The 19,094-nt window shown below is 58.4% G+C and carries 15 protein-coding genes; 8 read left to right on the top strand and 7 right to left on the bottom strand.

Annotated features, from left to right (window positions below; translation table 11 throughout):
• Positions 1-2: 2 nt before the first annotated feature.
• The 7 genes from tssF to tssA form a co-directional block, all read right to left on the bottom strand.
• On the bottom strand, positions 3-1,784 hold the full coding sequence (gene tssF, locus Q4Q11_RS17555) for a type VI secretion system baseplate subunit TssF (protein ID WP_498570300.1): 1,782 nt from the start codon (positions 1,782-1,784) through the stop codon (positions 3-5).
• Positions 1,777-2,286 (bottom strand): type VI secretion system baseplate subunit TssE, encoded by a 510-nt coding sequence (gene tssE, locus Q4Q11_RS17550; RefSeq protein ID WP_112512086.1) that lies wholly within the window; start codon positions 2,284-2,286, stop codon positions 1,777-1,779. The genes tssF and tssE overlap by 8 nt, the downstream gene beginning before the upstream one ends.
• Entirely contained in the window at positions 2,279-3,100 is an 822-nt protein-coding gene (locus Q4Q11_RS17545) for a type VI secretion system accessory protein TagJ (RefSeq protein ID WP_498570299.1), read from the bottom strand. Before Q4Q11_RS17545 ends, tssE begins: the two co-directional genes overlap by 8 nt.
• Positions 3,097-4,500 carry a type VI secretion system contractile sheath large subunit gene (tssC, locus tag Q4Q11_RS17540; RefSeq protein WP_498570298.1) on the bottom strand — a complete coding sequence of 468 codons (1,404 nt, stop codon included), beginning with the start codon at positions 4,498-4,500 and terminating at the stop codon, positions 3,097-3,099. Before tssC (Q4Q11_RS17540) ends, Q4Q11_RS17545 begins: the two co-directional genes overlap by 4 nt.
• Before the next feature lie 47 nt (positions 4,501-4,547).
• Positions 4,548-6,026, bottom strand: coding sequence for a type VI secretion system contractile sheath large subunit (gene tssC, locus Q4Q11_RS17535; RefSeq protein ID WP_112512090.1), 1,479 nt, complete (start codon positions 6,024-6,026; stop codon positions 4,548-4,550).
• Positions 6,027-6,138: 112 nt separating this feature from the next.
• Positions 6,139-6,651, bottom strand: coding sequence for a type VI secretion system contractile sheath small subunit (gene tssB, locus Q4Q11_RS17530; protein WP_112512091.1), 513 nt, complete (start codon positions 6,649-6,651; stop codon positions 6,139-6,141).
• A gap of 104 nt (positions 6,652-6,755) precedes the next feature.
• The gene (gene tssA, locus Q4Q11_RS17525) at positions 6,756-7,799 is read right to left on the bottom strand and encodes a type VI secretion system protein TssA (protein WP_498570309.1); all 1,044 of its coding nucleotides are present in this window, start codon (positions 7,797-7,799) and stop codon (positions 6,756-6,758) included.
• A gap of 230 nt (positions 7,800-8,029) precedes the next feature.
• Here tssA and tssH point away from each other — a divergent pair, with 230 nt between their 5' ends.
• The 8 genes from tssH to Q4Q11_RS17485 all read left to right on the top strand — a co-directional run bounded on the left by tssH (position 8,030) and on the right by Q4Q11_RS17485 (position 18,883).
• Positions 8,030-10,774, top strand: coding sequence for a type VI secretion system ATPase TssH (gene tssH, locus Q4Q11_RS17520; protein WP_498570297.1), 2,745 nt, complete (start codon positions 8,030-8,032; stop codon positions 10,772-10,774).
• Positions 10,775-10,839: 65 nt separating this feature from the next.
• Positions 10,840-11,316, top strand: coding sequence for an Hcp family type VI secretion system effector (locus tag Q4Q11_RS17515; protein WP_047635147.1), 477 nt, complete (start codon positions 10,840-10,842; stop codon positions 11,314-11,316).
• Between the two features lie 160 nt (positions 11,317-11,476).
• A complete protein-coding gene (locus Q4Q11_RS17510; RefSeq protein WP_112512094.1) occupies positions 11,477-12,067 on the top strand; it encodes a hypothetical protein in 591 nt (196 codons plus the stop codon).
• 56 nt (positions 12,068-12,123) lie between these two features.
• Positions 12,124-14,388, top strand: a complete 2,265-nt coding sequence (tssI, locus tag Q4Q11_RS17505) for a type VI secretion system tip protein TssI/VgrG (protein ID WP_498570296.1) — start codon at positions 12,124-12,126, stop codon at positions 14,386-14,388.
• An 8-nt stretch (positions 14,389-14,396) separates the two neighbouring features.
• The gene (locus tag Q4Q11_RS17500; protein ID WP_113217633.1) at positions 14,397-15,509 is read left to right on the top strand and encodes a DUF2169 domain-containing protein; all 1,113 of its coding nucleotides are present in this window, start codon (positions 14,397-14,399) and stop codon (positions 15,507-15,509) included.
• Entirely contained in the window at positions 15,506-16,963 is a 1,458-nt protein-coding gene (locus Q4Q11_RS17495) for a DUF4150 domain-containing protein (RefSeq protein WP_113217634.1), read from the top strand. The genes Q4Q11_RS17500 and Q4Q11_RS17495 overlap by 4 nt, the downstream gene beginning before the upstream one ends.
• Positions 16,960-18,036 carry a hypothetical protein gene (locus Q4Q11_RS17490; RefSeq protein WP_162736071.1) on the top strand — a complete coding sequence of 359 codons (1,077 nt, stop codon included), beginning with the start codon at positions 16,960-16,962 and terminating at the stop codon, positions 18,034-18,036. Before Q4Q11_RS17495 ends, Q4Q11_RS17490 begins: the two co-directional genes overlap by 4 nt.
• Before the next feature lie 91 nt (positions 18,037-18,127).
• Positions 18,128-18,883 (top strand): GAD-like domain-containing protein, encoded by a 756-nt coding sequence (locus Q4Q11_RS17485; RefSeq protein ID WP_498570295.1) that lies wholly within the window; start codon positions 18,128-18,130, stop codon positions 18,881-18,883.
• Positions 18,884-19,094 lie beyond the last annotated feature (211 nt).

The following is a 19,094-nucleotide window of genomic DNA, read 5'->3' as shown; positions in this document are numbered from 1 at the left end:
CGTCACAATAGCGGCCGTTCGGCGGCGCGGGCCGGCCAGACGGCGATAGGCTTCGATTGCCCCTTCATGGCGATGGAGAGGCGGGTGAAACTGTTGATCGAGGTGTAAAGTCCGAAGAACCGGTCGAGGACGCTGCCGAAGAGATAGGCGGAAGGCCGGTCGATGGCGGCCGGATCAAATTCCACCAAGATATCCGTGCCTGTCACCATCCCGCCACCGCCGAGCCGTGTCATCGAGCTTTTGGCGTTAACCCGCACGATAGCATCGGCAAGCTGCTGGGTTTCGCGGCTGTCTCGAAAGGCGTAAAGCGCGAGAATGTCTTTGAGCGCGGCTCCATCATTGTCGAAAAGGGAGAGGTGATTGAGCTGAAGATGCGACATGAGCCGCCAGTTGCGCCCCTGCTGCTCGTTCATTCGCACGGACGGAGTAGGGGCCATCAACGCTTCGACCGAGCCGACGGCCTCGCTGCCCGAGGCCAGCTGCAAATAGGGGTGACCGCCGCCAAAGGGCAGCTGTTCCGGCAATTCCCGATTGAGGCACAGCGCGTCGATGCTGGCGATCTTGTCGATGGAACCGCTTGCCCGGCGGGCGCGATCGACGAAGGTGATTTCCATATCGCAGGTGCGGTCGTCGGCATCGAAACGGCGCGCGGATTGCCAAAAGAGCGTGGAGGCTGCGCCCTTCAGGCTGCGGCCGAAGAAGGGCTGGCACAGCTCCTCGTCTCCCGTCCGGTCCGACACAAGCACGTTTTCGATCGCATAGATCTCGCGCGTCTTCTGCCGTCTGGCGTCCGGCAGCACGCGATACTCCGTGCGCGTGCCGTCGAGCGCGATCGGTTCGCAGTTCTGGCGAAACAGGTTGACGATCGGGGTGGCATTCAGGACGAAATCGCGGGGCGACATGGTTCGCTCCAACTTGGCATTGGTCTCGTCGAGATAGATGAAGATTTCCAGCGTCTCGCCACGCCATGCCTTCAGGCCGGCAATATCGATGAAGAGGAATTTCTGCGGCAAGGCGAAGAATTCCGTCAGCAGGCGATAACCGGTGAAGCTTGAGCTGGGATAGGGCAGGAGCGCCTCGTCCGGCTCGAAACCGACCGCACGCAGCGCCGTGTTCGGCAGCATGATCGGGGCGCGATCGTCGGCATGATGGGCAAGCGCGATGCCGAGCGTATGATTGACAAGCAGTTCCTGAATGGCGACGGCCTGCTGCCAGGAGGAGGCGATATGAAGCCGTAGCCGATCGAGGCCGATCTCGCCGAACGGCTTGTTGGTATCGCGTGCCCGGATCGACAGGCGCAGACAACCGGCCGCACCCGCATGAGGCGATGGCGGCGCACTGATCGGATGGCCGCTGAGAGACGCCGAAACGATCTCGATCGGCGCGACCTGCGTATCCTGCGTGGTACGGAAGCGGCAGCTCTCGCCGCCGATCGGCTCTGCGAAGATTTCCGTATGACGCGGCACTGTCTGGACGGATGCCAAAGTGTTGCTTGGCGCAAAGCGCACGATGCTCATCGAGGGCAGCGGTGCGAGATAGTGCGGATAGAGCGTTTCCAAGAGCCCATCCGTCAGTTCCGGAAATTCGTCATCGAGCTTCTGGCGCACGCGGGCGGCCGAATAGGCAAAGCTCTGGATCAGCCGCTCGACATGCGGATCGTCGGCAACCTCGCCGGTGACGCGCAGACGGCCGGCAATCTTCGGGAAGGCGTCGGCAAAACGCGCCGCCCTGCGGCGGATGGCCGCCAGCTCGTCGTTATAGCGCTGCAGGAAGCCGTCAGCCATTGTTGGCCTCCACCAGGAAGCGTTGGGTAGCCGGATCGATCGTCGATTCAAAGCTGATCGGCGGCATGCCCTCATGCACGCGGAAGGTCGCGTGGATGCGCAGCCGCAAGGCACGTTCGCCGTTGCCGCGGCTCTTGAGGATGCTCACCCGCACATCGGAAAGCCGTGTTTCGAATAGCGCTATGCGCCGCTCGATCAGCCGCGCGAGCCGAGATTTGGCTTCATCCGTGACAAGATTTGCCGACACCATTCCATCGACACCGAAAGATACCAGCGCATCGCCCAATTCATTGTAGATCGACGGGGGCGCAGTGGGGCGGCGGCGCGTATTGAGCAGCGCCTCAAGGTCGCGGCGAATGCATTCGCGCAGTTCGCGCAGCTGCTCGGCCTGTGTCAGCGGCGGATCCTGCAGACGATCGGGATTGTCGTCGATCAGCCGATCGATGATCGATCTGGCAACGATCCTTTCCCGCGGTCTGTAACGTTCCAGCGGATCAGCCATGGGCGGAGCGCCTCGTCTCGTTTGAGCTTGATGCCACCTCGAGCGATTTCAGGTCGTGGAAGGAAACCAGATCGTCACCCGCCAGGAAGCACTTCTGACCGCGGCCGGTCGTAATACCCGTAGGTTCCTCCACCCATTCGGTTTCGCGCCCGAGCAAGAGTTCGGCAGCCGTCGTGCCGTGATAGATCGCAGGCAGAAGCACCGGCGCGCTTGCACCGTCTACCAATTTGAGTTCGGCTCTGCGAAAGGCAAGGTCGCGTGGACGCGCGATCGGCTCGACGCGCAGGGCGGCGATCCGGGAAAAGTCGATCCACAGATAGGCGCCGCCGGTCATGATGACCTCGAGAGCATGCGGGATGCGATCATCGAGATCACGAAAATCCGAAACGAGCCTACCGTTCCACATCATCGATCGTTCGCCTCTGATCTTCTCAAGAAACTGAAGCGCGGCGGCCGTATCGGACCGGTCGCGATGGGCGATCGCCAGCTTCATCGCTGCCTGGTCGAGAGCCGTCGGGCCGTTCGGAAAGTCCGGGGTGGCTGCTTCGTCGAACCAGGCGGAGCGTGCTGCCATTGCTCGCAATTGATTGCGCAGCATGGCAAAGCCCATCACGTCTTCCGGCGCGAATGTCGTGGCGAGATTGCACTGCGCGTCGGCGCGTGCGTAATCGCCGGCAAGAATCAGAAGATCGATCAGAATATGTCTTCCGTCCCTGTCCGTCGGTTGAGCTTTGACATGCGCTTTTGCCTGCTCGATCGCGTCATAGAGTGTGTTTTCGCTGAGAGATTCGGCGATCTTGGCGGAGAGCGTCATGCAGACATCCTTTGCTGCGTGTTCGCGGAGCGGGCAAACGCTTGCGTCGCATTCGCAGTCTCCGCGATGAGATGAAAACTCGTCGACACGTCGTCGAGCTGAAAATGCGGCTGCAGCCGCACCGTGCAGGCGAACATGCCGGGCTTGCCCGGAATTTCGTTAACGCTGATGCCGGCCGAGCGCAGGGGAAAACGCGTGCGCAGCGATAGGTCGGCGTCGTCATTGCCGAGCGTGTAGGTCGATAGCCAATCGTTCAGCTTGCGTTCGATCGAAGCGCTATCGGCCAGTTTGCCGATGTCGTCACGCATGATGACCTTGAGGTAGTGCGAGAAGCGCGAGGCGCAGAGCACATATTGCAGCATCGCGGCAATGCGGGCGTTCTGGCGCGCATGCTCGCTCGAATAATGCGGCGGCGCGTGCAGCGACTGGTTCGAATTGAAGATCGCTGAAGAGGAGAGGTAAGTGGTCGCCACAGGCACGATGCCCAGCTCGCACAGCTGCTGCTCCTGTCCGCTCGTCAGGCGTATCTGGACGGGAGCCTGCTGCGAAAGGCCGTTGCTTTCGATGCCGAGATCATAGGGGGCGAGCTCCTCCGCACTCAGCATGCCGCCGTCAATGGCATCCTGCGTCACACCGCGAATATCCGCAAACCAGCCGGTTTCGATAAAATTGCGGAGGACGATCATCGCGAAAGCGAAGGCGCCATTGCCCCAAAGCAAGGTGCTGCCGTCGGCTGCGATGTGTTCGCGGAACGGAAACTGATCGTCGCGCTCACGCAAAAACGCCTCATAGGGCGCGCGCATCAGGATTCGCGGGGCGACCAGTCCGAGGAAGCGGGAATCCTCACGTGCGCGAAGTCCGTTCCAGCGGATGCGGGTGGGATCGTAAGCGAGCCAGGAAAAATCCTGAACGCGGTTGAGCTCGTCGAAATCCTGCAGGCCGATTGCCTGCGGCGCGGCGGCGGCGACGAACGGGCAGAAGGCGGCAGCCGCAGCCATGCCGATCTGGGTCAGTGCTCCCACAGTATCGCCGCCGGCCGGGTCCTGCGGCGATAGCTCGTAGTCGCCGATCAACAGGCCGAATGGCTCCCCACCGGGCATGCCGAACTCGCGGCTGTAGACCAGCTCGAAGAGATGGCTCTGATCGAATTCCGTCGTTCTCTCGAGATGGCGCGTCAGCTGAGGCCAACTGACGCTGAGGATCTTGACCTTCACCTCGTCCGATCGGCCGGTGTGGCGCATGAGCATCGCAAGCCCGCGCCACCGCGCTTCCATTGCCTGGAACTCGGGGTGATGCAGGATGGCGTTGACCTGGCGGTTGAGCGCATCGTCGATCATGGCGATCACGCGATGCACCTGACGCGGCCAGGCAGCTCTCGGTTGCGTCGTTGTCGCGGTCATGGCGCTTGCTGAAGGCGCGCGGCGAGACGATCGCCGCGCCGCCTCTCCTAGTTCTTGCTCGGAATGCGGGCGACCATGCGGAGCGAGGTGGTCAGCTCTTCCATCTGCAGCCAGGGGCGCATCCAGGCGACAGCATTGTAAGAGCCCGGCTTGCCCGGCACTTCCTGCACGGTCACCTTCGCATCGCGCAACGGATATTTGGCACGGGATTCCTCGCCGGCGTCGTCATTGGCGTTGACGTAGTTGGCGATCCAGCGGTTGAGCCAGTTCTCGCAGTCCTGCGCCTCCATGAAGGAGCCGATCTTGTCGCGGCCCATGACCTTCAGATAATGCGCGAAGCGCGAGGTGGCCATCATATAGGGCAGGCGCGCGGAAACGGCGGCATTGGCCGTTGCCTCCGGCTTGTCGTAGACCTTCGCCTTATGTGTCGTCTGGGCGCCGAAGAACACGGCATAATCGGTGTTCTTGTAATGGCAGAGCGGCAGGAAGCCCAGTTTGCCGAGCTCGGCGTCGCGACGGTCGGTAATGCCGACTTCGGTCGGGCATTTGAGATCGAGGTCGCCATCGTCGCTGGAGAAGATATGCATCGGCAGGTTTTCGACCTTGCCGCCGTTTTCCGCGCCACGAATGGCCGTGCACCAGCCGCTTTGGGCAAAGGCGTCCGTCAGCCGCGCTCCCATCACATAGGATGCGTTCATCCAGCAATAGGAATTGTGATCGAGTTCGCCGGTTTTCGAATGCTCGGTCTCGTCAAAGGCGAAGTCATCGATCGGATTGGTCTTCGGACCATAAGGCATGCGGGCAAGCACGCGGGGAAGGGCAAGCGTGACGAAACGCGAATCCTCGCTATCGCGCAGGCTGCGCCATTTTGCATATTCGACCGTCTCGAAGATCTTTTCCAGATCGCGCGGACGGGCAAGCTCACGGTAATCGTCAAAGCCGAACATGCGCGGGCTTGCGGCCGAAATGAATGGCGCAAAGGCGGCCGCTGCAATCGAGGAAATCCCCTGCAGCGTCTGGACGTCATCGAAGGAATTGTCGAATTCATAGTCGCCGATCAGAGCGCCCATGGGCTCACCGCCCGGCGTGCCGAACTCGTCTTCGTAGATCGACTTGAACAGCCGCGACTGGTCGAATTCCACGGCCTTTGCCAGATCCTTGGAAACATCACGCTTCGATGCGTTCAGCACGCGGATCTTCAGGTTGACGCTGGTCTCGCTGTTCTTGACCAGATATTGCAGGCCGCGCCAGCTGCCTTCGAGCTTGGTGAATTCAGGCGACTGCATGATCGCGGCAAGCTGCCGGGAGATTTTCCGGTCGAGCTCGGCAATTGCGTTGTTGAGCGTGACCGTCAGGTTGCGATCATAGGTAACGGTGCCCTTGAGAGCCTGGTCGGTCAGGGTACGAAGCAGATCCTGGGCACGGTCCGGTTCGGTCTGGCGAGTTGCGGCCACGATCTGCGACAGCAGATTTTCCTCCGGCGCGAACTCGGCCTCTTTCGTCTTAAGTTGGCTTTCAGCGCTCATTTTTCGATCCTTGCGGAATATGCGGGCGATATTGGCAGAGCCATGAGACCCGCCGCTATCGGCCGCTTGAAACAGGATTGGACGACCGGCCGTTGCCGATCGCCGGCGACGATCAGCTTGCGGCGGGCTTTTCGCCCAATCCGAGCTCGGCCATCAGCTTCGAGAGGTCTGTCTTGTTCTGCAGGACATCCTCGAGCAAGCGCTCCAGCTCTTCCGAGCGGTCTGCCTTGCTCATGAGATCGCGAAGCTGATTGCGGGCGTCAAGCAGCGCCTTCAAGGCTGGCACCTGACTGACGACGGAGCCGGGCTCGAAATCCTGCATGCTTTCGAATTTCAGCGAGACGGGAAGCTGTGAGCCGTCGCCCTCGAGCATATTCTCGACCGAAATGTTCAGGCCTGGCGTCATGCGGCGCATCACGTCGTCGAAATTGTCGCGATCGATCTGAACGAATTTGCGCTCACCAAACGGCTTCAGCGGTTGGGTCGGATTGCCGGAGAAGTCGCCGAGCACGCCGACGACAAAGGGCAATTCCTTGACGACCATGGCGCCTTCGGTTTCCACCTCGTATTTGATGTGGACCCGCGGCTTGCGCACTCGCTCCAGTTTTTCGTGAACACTCGCCATAAAACTTCTCCTTCAATGCCAGCGGCAAATTCGCTGTTCAAATGTGGCGCAACTCGACTTTGGAAAGGGTGGGTTGCAAAAACTTCGGATGCCGGTTGTATCTTTCACCCATTCTTGTTCGATTTCAGCTGAATGCCCGCCGCCGTCAGCACGGCATTGCGAGCCTGCTGCTCGGGCAGAAGTTCAGCCAGCAGTTCGGAAAAATCCATGCGACCGCGCCTGACCAGCGTCTCGATCGACATCGAGATCGGGGAATGCGGTTCCGTGCGGCGAAAGTAGCGTGCGACGGCAAGCAGCAGCTCGAACGCCTCTTCGCGTGAGCTGATCTGCTCGGCGCTCAAGTGCCGCGGGCGGCCTTGCGCCGGCTCGCCGGCACCTTCCTGCGGCGGCTCGGGCTGGACCTCGGTTTGCGAAGATTCGATGCCGGCAAGGGAGCGAAGGGCCAGCGCCGCTTCTTGCAGGACGTTGCGCGTATTGGAACTCGGTGGCGCCATCTGGCCGCAGCGCTCGTTCAGGATGAATACCAGCCGGTCGAAGGCGGCAATGCAGCCATCGACCATACCGAGATGTGAGATCATCGCGGCCGGGCCGACCTGAAGGGCCGCCTGGCTCAATTCCTCGCGCCGCTTGACCTCATTCGGGCGCTGCGACAGCTGGAAATCCCACAGGGAAAACTGGCCGAATTTCATGCCGGGAATAAGCGGCGACAGTCTGACAGCCTGAATGATGGTTCCTTCTCCGCCGATCCCATTGAGACCGGAAAGCGGGGCAAGGCGCTCTTCGAGATCGTCCGCTCCGATCGAATGAAATTTCTCCCAATGCTTGTCTAAAAGCGACGCGATTCCCTGGTAAACATCCCTCAACCCCTCGAATCCGCGCAGACGTAATTCCGCCTCGGCCAGCCATGCCAATACTTCGAGATCCTTGCTTTTGGAAGAAGTAATTTGCAATCCGAGATTGCTAACATCTGTCCAAAGAGGTGAAAGACTAATATTCTCACCTGGTGATATACCTCGCTCTGCCGCGCGAGCCTGGTTTCTTGCATCCTTTATTCTATAGTATATTTCACGCATAGAAGTATTGTTGCGGATATTTTCTCCGCAAGGCGCGCCTTCTTCAAATGGATTTTCTATGTCGCGAACGCTGATCAGTGGATTAACTCCATATTGCGAGCTACATCGTTTAAGGTCGTGATAGTTAGATCGATATATTCCTTTGTCAACCATGTCTATTCTGTAAAGGATTTGTGACGATTCCATTTTTTGACCGCTTGAAAAATTTTTTGTATTCGATCTGGACGCGTGCAATTAACCGCCCTAGTTGTTGCCGCGATTTGGAGGGTGTAGTGAAAATGAAACCAAAAGGAGGAAACTTCTAGGTGTCGAATATCGATCTCAATCGTCTGATCAGAACGCTTGAGCCCGCATTGCGCGTCGGTCTCGAGGCTGCAGCGTCGCTTGCAGCACGCGATCGGCATGCGAATGTCGATGTCGCACATTGGATACTGTCATTGCTGGACGTATCTGAAGTTTGCTCTTTGTTTGAAGAACTTAGCGTTTCCTCGCAGACGCTGCGCGCGGAGCTTGATAACGCCATCGCCGATCTGCCGAGGGGGGATGGTTCAGCGCTGGTGCTTTCACAAAATCTGCTTGGCCTGATGCGCGAGGCGTGGATTGTCGCGTCGCTTCAATGCGGGCGAAACAGCATCACCTTGGCTGATCTTCTGACTGCGCTGACCGACGATCAATCGCTGCGAATCATGGCGCGGGGCATGGCGCCCGCGCTGCGCAGCCTCGATCGCAACGCGCTCGAAAAAAAGTTGAACGCGGTTTCTACCGCCGATGCCGCTTTGCCGCCACGGAGTTCAGAAGCGGTTCCCTTCACGGGGGACAACGAATTCTTGCGTCTCTACACACGCGACATCACGGCGGATGCGAGGCTTGGCCGCATAGATCCGGTTATCGGACGCGACCGCGAACTGCGCCAGGTCATCGATATCCTCATGCGTCGCCGGCAGAACAATCCGATGCTGGTCGGTGAAGCAGGCGTCGGCAAAACGGCGATTGCCGAAGCACTGGCGCTCGAGATTGCCGCCGGCAGTGTGCCGGATATCCTGAAGCAGGTGCGCATCCTTCTTCTCGATCTCAGCCTGCTGCAGGCCGGCGCTGGCGTGAAGGGCGAGTTCGAGCGCCGCTTGCACGGCGTTGTCGCAGCCGTGCGAGCCTCGGCAGAGCCGATCATCCTGTTCATCGACGAGGCCCATGGCCTGATCGGCGCCGGTGGACAGGCCGGGCAGGGCGATGCCGCCAACATCTTGAAACCCGCACTTGCGCGCGGCGAGCTTAGAACGATCGCGGCAACGACCTGGAGCGAATACAAGCGCTACATCGAGAAGGATGCGGCGCTGACCCGCCGCTTTCAGGTCGTCCAGGTCCTCGAACCCGACGAGGAAACCGCAATCCGCATGTTGCGTGGCGTGGTCGGCAGCTTCAAGGCGCATCACAAGGTGCGCATTCGCGACGAGGCGCTGGCGGCCGCCGTTCGCCTGTCAGCGCGGTATATTCCGGCGCGGCAACTGCCGGATAAGGCCATCAGCCTCATCGATACCGCTGCGGCCGCCGTCTCTCTCGCCCGACAGACCGTTCCCGGGGCCCTGAAAGGCTTGCGCAACGAGCAGGAGATGCTTTCGGTGGAAGCCCAAGCGCTGTCTGCCGAGCCGCCGACAACGGAGATTGCCGCGCGGCTTGCCGTCATCGAGAGCGAGAGGCGCGAAGTGGAACGGGAAATCGAGCGGCTGCAGGTCAAACTCGATGCCGAAACCAGGCTGTCGGGCGAAGCCGACCGCATTGAGGCCTCGCTTGCCGATCCCGACGGTCAACAGACGGAAGAGGGCGCGCGCTCGCGCGGCGACAATGTCGCGCAATTTCCTCCGAACGGTTCGTCCCTGGAAGTTACGCGCGCGGCACTCGTACAGGCCGAGCGAAACCTTGCCGATATTGCCGGTGAAACGCCATTGGTTCCTCGGGTGGTCGACAAGGAAGTGATCGCCGGGATCGTCGCACGCTGGACCGGCATTCCCGTCGGCAAGCTGCTGTCGGATCAAGTGGAGACCGTCAAGACGCTCGATGCAAGGCTCAAGGAGCGCGTCCTCGGGCAAGACGGCGCGATCGCGCGGATATCGGCCGCCATGCGCTCCGCCCGCGCCGGCCTTTCCGATCCGCGCCGTCCTCCCGCGGTCTTCCTGCTCGTCGGCATGTCCGGGACCGGCAAGACCGAGACGGCGCTTTCCTTGGCCGATCTTCTTTATGGCGGCAGCCAGTATCTGACGACCATCAACATGTCCGAATTCAAGGAAGAGCATAAGGTTTCGCTGCTGCTCGGATCTCCGCCCGGCTATGTCGGCTATGGCGAAGGCGGTGTCCTGACGGAGGCCGTACGGCGCCGGCCTTACGGCGTCCTGCTGCTGGACGAGATCGACAAGGCGCATCCAGGCGTGCAGGAGGTGTTCTATCAGGTCTTCGACAAGGGAACGCTGCGCGACGGTGAAGGTCGGGACATCGATTTCAAGAACACGACCATCGTGATGACGGCCAATACCGGGTCGGAACAGCTGGCGGCATTGGCGGCCGATCCGGAGACCATGCCCGAGGGCGAAGCACTGGAAGCACTGCTGCTTCCGGAATTGCAGAAGCACTTCAAGCCGGCCTTTGTCGGCCGCACGACCGTTCTGCCCTTCATGCCGTTGAACGGCGAGACGCTGAGCGGGATTGTCGACATCCAGATCGGCCGCATCCGTGATCGTGTCAAGGCTTCGTACGGCACGAGCGTTTCGCTCAGCGCCGAAGCCCGCGAGGCGTTGGTCGGCCGCGCCAAGGCGAGCGAAATGGGTGCGCGCGCCATCGAAACCATGATCGGGCGCGATCTCCTGCCGGAACTGTCGACCTTCTTCCTCGATACGGTTGCGGCGGGGCGCAAGGTTGGCGGCATCACCATCGGTTTTCACGGTCACCGGTTTCTCATCGAGGAGAATCCGGGGAGCGACAATGAATTCGTCGGCCCTGAAGACGGTGGCGCGGCGAATAAGGCAGCCCCGGGCGAACACAGTGTCCGGATGCGGCATTAGACGGAAAGGCAACCCCGCCCTGCAGCGACAGGGCGAATTCAAATCCCAACAGGAGAATTCAGAGCATGCCGATTTATCTGCAGATTGACGGAATTCAGGGCGATGCAACCCACGAGCAGCACAAGAAGTGGATGGATATCGAAGTTATCCACTGGAACGTCGCGCGCAACATGAAGACGTCAGCCGGTTCGGCGGCGAACCGCGAAGCTTCCGAGCCCACCGTTTCGGAAGTCATCCTGACCAAGGTCAGCGATTCCTCGTCGACCAAGCTTTTCCAGGAAGCATGCTCGGGCCGTACCGGCAAGCAGGCCGTGATCCATCTCGTCACGACAGGCAATCCGGGCGATACCTACATCGAGTACACGCTCACCAACACGCTGATCGCCAGCTACTCGGTCGATTCCAACGGTGACCGTCCGGTCGAAACGATCAAGCTGAACTTCACCAAGATGGAAGTGAAGTACACGCCTTACGACGACTCGCAGACCCCGCAGTCGCCGATGATCGCGTCTTACGATCTGGCAACGACGAAGGCTGCATAACGCCATCGCGTGAAACAGAGGCGCCGACCGGATATGCCGGCGCCTCCGCATCGTCCGAATGTCTAAAGTCAAGCACGGCACTTGGTGCAGATGAATCCGGTATCGCATCTGCGACTGGGAGGCATCTCGTGTCCGTTCGGGGAAGCTAGGAGATCGTCCCGTGAGTGGATTGCCGATAGATAAAGTGTCTTTGACGCCGCAGCATTTGATCGTTGAATATACGTCGACCGAGAGCATCTTTGGCATGGTTGCACCCAGCTACAAGGTCAAGGGCGTAAAGGTCGTCGGTACGAGCCATCTTCAGGTTATGCGTTACGTCTATACCATCGCGCTGGTCGAAGATGTCTATTTCGAAGGCAAGAAGCTCCAGGAAATGCCGGGCTTCCGCGAGCTTCTGACCGAATGGATCAAGCCGGGCCAGCAGATCGTCAGCGTTCCGAACGGCAAGACCAGCATCGTTCATGCCTATACCGGCAAGAAGAATATCATCCAGGCGACGGCCATGGAGCAATATAAGGCAGTGGTTCCCCTGAACTTCCTTGATATTTTCGGCAAGGATCCGGCCCCTGGCAAGGTTCTCTATGGCAATCCCGCCGTGCCCTTCATTCAGAAGGGCGACGACAGGCCGATGGCGGCTGCCTACTACAACAGCCAGTCGAAGCGCTTCGAGATCTTGCAGCAGTTCGATCGGCTGACGCTCCTGCAGAATTTTCAGCGCCGCTTTTCACAAGCCGCGTCCGCGACCGGCTAATGGCCGGCCTGCACAAGGACCGGTTTTGACACGAGGCAAAGAGCGAGAAGCGTTTTATGAACGATCAGCCGTCGGCCAATGATTTCATCCAGGCGACCCGAAATCTGCGGGTCGTTTCGCCGCTTGGCACGGACCAGCTTCTGCCGGAGCGGGTAATGATAACGGAAGGCGTATCGTCGCTTTTCGACATCCGGCTTTCCGTGCGTGCCAAGCGCGAGGTCATCAAGCCGGAAGAGCTGATCGGTCGTCTGATCGATATTTCACTGGAGGTTCAACAGTCCGAAGATGGAGGCGACGGCGTTCGCCGTCCGTTCAATGGTCTCGTGACGGCACTTCAGGAAGGTCCTCCGATCACGCGCGGGCTGCGCTCCTATTCCATGGTGCTGAAGCCGCAGATGTGGCTCCTGTCGCAGCGGTCGGATTGCCGCATCTGGATGGACAAGACCAGCATCGATATCGTAGAGACGCTCTTTTCCGAGCATGGAATTCCCGCCCCCGATGTCTCGGGTGTCGTTACCCCGCCTCCGCCGCAGCACTATTCGGTGCAGTGGAACGAAACGGATCTGGATTATCTCACCCGCCGCTTCGAAGAGGACGGTCTTTTCTATTGGTTTTCGCATGAAGAGGGCAGCCATCGGCTGCATGTCGCCGACGGCGCCAATTCCTGGGCGGGGCCGTCACCTGCCGCGCAAGGCGAAGGCAACATCCGTCTTGCCCAGGGCTCGACCGACCGCAACCATATCAACGATTGGATGAAGCATTACGCTTACATCCCCGGACAGCGCTCCGGCGCCGACTGGAATTTCGAGACGCCGCAGATGGTGCCAGGCACAACCACGCCTTCGCTGGTGCAGATGCCGGGGGCGATGAAGCGGGAGCTTTACGAATATCCGGCCCGCATTTCCTCCGTGGCCGAGGCCGAGCGGGCACAGAAGCTGCGCATGCAGGCAAGCGAAGCCGACCACAATCGCGTCCTCGGACGATCGACCTCACGCATATTGGAGGCCGGCCGGCGCTTTACGCCCTATGAAGTGGCGCATCCCGAGCATGTCTACGAAGAACACGTCATCGTGCGCGCGAGCCATTTCGCGGTCGATCCCTCCTACGAAACCAATATGGGTCAGCCGGAATATACCAACGAATTCGAAGCCGTGCCGTCACGCGTGGCGATGACACCGCATCGCACAACCGAGCGGCCGCGCATCCGCGGCACGCAGGTCGCGATCGTCGCCGGCCCTGCGGGGGAAGAAATCCACCCCGACCAATATGGCCGCATCAAGCTCTGGTATCCCTGGGACCGCCGCGCCAAGAAGGATGGATCGGACACCTGCTGGGTGCGCGTCGCCCAGAACTGGGCCGGCGGCACATGGGGCGGTCAGGTCATCCCGCGCATCGGCATGGAAGTCATGGTCGCCTTCATCGACGGCGATCCGGACCGGCCGTTGGTGACCGGCGTGGTGCCGAACCCGAGCAACGGCGTGCCTTACGACCTTCCCGGCAACAAGACCCGCATGGTCATGCGCTCTAACACCCATAAGGGCACCGGCTTCAACGAAATGACCTTCGAGGATGATGCTGGCCGCGAGAACATGTTCTTCCACGCCCAGAAGGACCAGACGACGCGCATCCGCAACGACCGCACCAAACGCGTCGACCGCCACGAAGTCGCCTCCATCGGCGGCAACCGCGCGGTAGAAGTGAGCGGCAACCAGAAGCACGAGATCGGTGGATCGGTGAATACGGTGGTTGGCGGTACAGGGCCGATGGCCATGGCGCTGATGGGAGCGGTGCAGGGGTTGTCCGGTCATACGGCGGGATTGCTGGCACAAGCTGGCCAGATTGCCGGTGGTGGTGGGGGCGGACTTGCCGCTTTTGCTGGAACGATTGCTTCCTCGGCACTGGGTTTCTTAGGGGCTGGTGGTCTTGGTAGCCGAGAAGGTGTGGTTTCAGGGGCTAATCCAAGGGCGGATGCTGGCACGGATCTCGCCGGTTCGGGCACGGGAGTAGGGGATGCCGCGGGCGGCCTATTCCCGCTTCCGGGCATCATGAACACCGTTGTCGGCGCCTTTAAGTCCGACACGATCGGTGTCGCACGCGCTGAGCAGATCGGTATGAGCAAGGTCACGAATGTCGGCCAGACTTCTTTGGAGAGCGTGGGCAAATTCAAGAAGATCGCGGTTGGCGAGGAGTTCGTCATCGAATGCGGCGACTCCAAATTCATCATGAAATCCAACGGCGAAGTCATCATCCTTGGAAAAACATTCAATTTCGTGGCGACGGACCACTTCCAGCTGCGCGGCAAGCCGATCGATTTGAACTGAGGCGTTTCATGGAACTGATCAATCGGCTGCCTTTTCCGGCGATGGCATTCCGTCAATTCGACAAGGACGGCAAGCTGGATTGTGTCGTGGCCGTTCGCGGCACGTTCCATCACAATCAGGGCCAGCCGCTGGAAATCATGCGGGAGCAGGAGGAGTTCCAATGGGAGGATGCCTATGATGGCGATCCCCACAAGGGCATCATGCTGCGGCAAACCGATTTGACCCCGGAAAAGCCAGGCACGGACGTTACCTTCCTCGGTAATGCTTATGCGCCCGGAGGTCAGTCAGCGACGGATTGGCCGGTCTCACTGCGTGTTGGTCATCTCGAAAAGAGGCTGCGTGTTCATGGCGAGCGTTTCTGGAAGCCGATTGTTCGCGATGCCTGGGCCGGATTCTCCGCCAACGAACCGAAGCGGGTGATTAAAGACTGGAGACTTTCGGAAACGACCCCCGTAGGCCTCGTGCCAATGACATGGTCGAAAGCCTATGGCGGCGAGATGCCGGGCACGGGTGATCCGGACGCTGACATTCCCGCCGATGTGGAAGCATATAATCCCTTGGGCTGTGGCATCGTCAATCTTGATATGGAGCCGGGCTCCGTTCCTGTGCCGGCGCCGCAGATCACGATCGATAACGATCAGCAACTGGATTGGCGTGCCGCTGAACAGCCGCAAGGTTTCGGCCCAATTTCCCCTTGGTGGCGTTCTCGACAAAAATATTCCGGAACATACGACGAGCATTGGCTAAACGAACGTCATCCATTGCTGCCGGCTGACTTCGATCCTCGTTTCTGGCAATGCGCCCATCCCGACCTGATCGCGACACCGCATCTGCTTGGAGATGAGAGTTATCAGCTCGAAAATCTCCACGCCAATTTGCCTCGAGCGGTTGGCCAATTGCCGGGCTTAACCTTCGGCGTTCATTGCATGAGCGAGGATACGGGCGATTGGCATGTCCTGAAGCTTGACGGCGTTCAATTCGATTGGCGCTCGGATGATCGGGTGTTGCTGACTTGGAGGGCGCGGTTTTCTCTTCCAGAAGCTGCCGATGTGAAACTTACGCTGACGAGAGTTAGAATGTCTGCTGCTTGCGATACTCAAAGTACGGAGACGGCGGCATGAGCGGAGTAGGTGACAATCGTATAGGTGACCCTGGTTATCCAGCGCCATGGACTACAAACCGACCACTCGAAGGTCTTCGAGATGTCGATGACGCACGTATCGTGTCACTTTCTCCAGATGTTTGTCTGACACCGGTCGGTTCATCCATCGTTCCTATTCCGTATCCTGTTGTTGATTATTGCGGGCATGATCGTAACTACACGTCTTCTGTCCGATTTACTGGTTACAGAGCCATGGTAATGCGGTCTTGCACCACACACGTGCACGGTGATGCACCTGGAACAAAGAAAGGGGTGAAATCGGGAACCGTCGAAAGCATCTGTGAACCTATTGGGCATGCCTCACAAGTTAAGGCGGAAGGATCCCATGTTATCAGGCATCTTGATCGCTTCTGGATGAATAATAAAAATACCCAGGGCGAAGCAATCTTCGTAAAAAATACAAAAACTTTTGACCCGCCTAAAGACGATGACCCGATACCCGGTTCGCTGCGAGCCGCCACCTCTACAGCAAGCCGTTCCGGGCAAAATGCCGCTCCTCCTGGTGCAGTTCTCGGTTTCGTCGCGCCTGCAGGTGGCGCGGCTTTGCTGGGAGAAGGCGCCGCAGCCGGAACAGCCGCTACTGGGGGGGCGGCGACAACTGCAGCTGGCGGAACTGCTGCGACGGCAACGGGGGTGGGCCTTGGAACTGTGTTGCTCGGCATTGGCATCTTCGCAGCAGGCATGCTGATCCCCACCAATAAAAGGAATTTTTCGGATTTTCCCCCGCAAGACGACTACGAAGCCAAGCGCCTTCGAGAAGCGTTACAGCGAATAGACGGCCTGCCGTTTTGGGATAGCGGTGGCGCCATAGTAGAAGAAACGAAAGCCGAGCTTCGTAAGCGTAGGCAGACGCTGGCTACCCTTCAGCCAGTTCCCCTAGCCGACACTGTGCGAATTAAAGAGCGCGACGAATATCGAAAAAAATGCCAAGTAGACCGCTACGGAAAGATGAGAGATATCTGCGGACAATACGGCATGCAAGCACACCATATCGTGCCGGATTGGACGTTACGCTACGGTGCACGAAGCGACGGAGATAAGCGCATTCCAAATATGCCAAGTTTGAATGATGGCATGGCAATTTGCGTCATAGGCAATGCAGCTATGCAAGACACCGAGCATCACGAGGCGCATTTGGGGGATAGCAGCATCGAAAGCCTGGGGAAAGGTTCGTCCCCTCCTGGAACCGCAAAGTTGTCTGATGTTGTGACAATCTCGACCATGGCAATGATTGGTGCGAGACCGGATTGCGCGCAAGAGATAGCCGAAAAGGTTGGTGAGCAATTTGGACCGAAAAATGATAACCAGCTACTTCGCGCTGTTAAGGATATTGGAAAAAATCCGTTGGAGCCTGAAACGATAGGAGCTCTTAAGAGTGGTGCGACATACCCATGGAAGAAGGGCGGACAGTGAAAATGATAAGCTTATCACGTGCTGGAGTTGCATCTGAAGACGTATTATGTGTCGTTGCTGTGTTGGATAGCGCAGAGATTTATCAACCCGACGCGCGTGCTTATCAGTATCGCCATCGAGCCGATCTTGGTGAATATTGGTATTACGAAAATTTCCCGCTCAGCGTTCAGGATGTGGTCTATTTTAATGACCACGATTCATCTCAGTCCTATTTCGTTCTATTGTCAGCAGAAGGCGATGTTTATCATTTCGCATCGCCCGATAGATTCCAGGAGCGGATTGTCGGTGCAGGCACAACGGCGGACGATTCCAAATTCTACGGCAAGATGTTGAAAATCTCCCAGATTGGCGAGCGGCTTTATGCTTGCGGCGCAGGCGGGCAGGTTTACGCCCGTTATGGCCGTGATGACTGGCGAATGCTATCTGACGCGGTGCTGAATGATCCTGAAGCAAAGAAGCGGTTGTTGGAGAGTGGCCCTAGTTTGGGGCAGCCCGGCTGGAAAGAATGGATAATCCAGAAAGCTCTCAATCCAGGTACGCGAGAGGTAGTCTTCTATGATATCAAGGGGCTTTCAGAAGATGCCATCTATTTGTGTGGAACCGAGCGAACAAAGCCTGTCCTTTGCTTCTGGGACGGCAGTGAGCTGCATGAAATCAATATTCCGCTGGCTGAAGCTGCGCTGACCGGCATTTATATTGAAAACGCCGAAAGTGTCTGGGTCTGCGGTCGTGAGGGCGTTATCTTACACGGAAGCCGCAATCGCGGGTTCGCTCCGGTAAATGCTGATACACGGCGGAACCTGTTTCATTCGATTACATCCTATCGTGGCAAACTTGTTTTACCTGCGAGCGTTAGACCGGGAGGTCTTTATGAGCTTGATCCAAGCAGCGGCGAATTCCGCAGATTTCAGCCGCCGCTACCTCGCCTCTCCAGTCGTGATGAGCCCGCATCCATTGATAACGGGCCGTTCTTTGCACAATCCGCTGGAGATGTTTTATGGGTGGTCGCTTCAAAGGACATTTTTCGATTTGACGGTCAGGCTTGGGCGCGGATCGACCATCCGGACATCTAATTGTTGCCTCGATAAGTCTGAAAGTCGCAAGGATGAGAACTGGCTAAGCAATACCGAATAGACATTGGCGAGAGCAATTTAGCGAGGTCACATGTCAGCCGACGAATTTCTTACAGCGCGAGAAGAGCCGCGACAGGCGAAGCGGATTTCGGAAGTAGAGGCCAATAAGGCCCACAACAGGCTTCCGGCGGATTTGATAGCTTTTTGGACGGAGCACGGCGTCGGGTATTACGCAGACCGTAATTACTGGTTGTGCATGCCGTTCATGTTTGACGATTTTCTCGCAGCCATATTAGCCGAAGCACCAAACCTACAAAGTAAGGATTTCGCCGCTTTTGGATATTCGAGCCTGGGAACGGTCGATCTCTGGCACAGGAACGGGCGTCATTTCACCCTCTCGCTGGATATTGGGCTGCTGATGGATTTGACCAGTCGCAAGGAAACCGATCCGCTGCCACATGATCTGCACGAGCTATATAGTTTGGCAGGCATTGAAATGCCGGAAAATGCGCATGAGCTCTTTCTCGAAGGGCGAAAAGCCCCGGAAGACATATGGAACATCCTGATGGGCGCCACATCATCCGACTCCCATAGATTCATCGAGGATGAAAACGGGCGTCAACTTTTGCCGCAACTGCGTAAGGCTCATGGTCAATTGTGGGAAGCGGAAATCTATCTTCGCGAGGATCCCGAGCTTGTTAATATTGCAACCTCCTATCGAAGAATGAGTTTGACTGAGGCATTCGGCCGACTTCCTAGCTCACTACACTATTCATTTGCGGTCGAAATCGATGGAGGCCAAAATATCGTCGACAAGGTCTTTCCAGTTGCCGCGCCGAGCCAATAAGCGCTGGCCTAAATTAGACGCCAGATGCGAGGAAGTAGAATCTCGTGGACAACGATCCCAGCCTTGCGGGTTTGGTCACCACTTTCGAAGACGTCATTTTTGAGAAATGTAATATGCAAGGTCGCGCGATAGACGTGAGCGTCCGGTGAACGGATTTTGCTGAACGAGCCAGTTAGGCGATGTTCTGGCATTAGAACCAGCATTAGTGCTG

The sequence above is a fragment of the Rhizobium sp. UFLA01-1127 genome (genome assembly GCF_059803845.1).
This window is presented reverse-complemented; position numbering and strand designations above follow the sequence as displayed.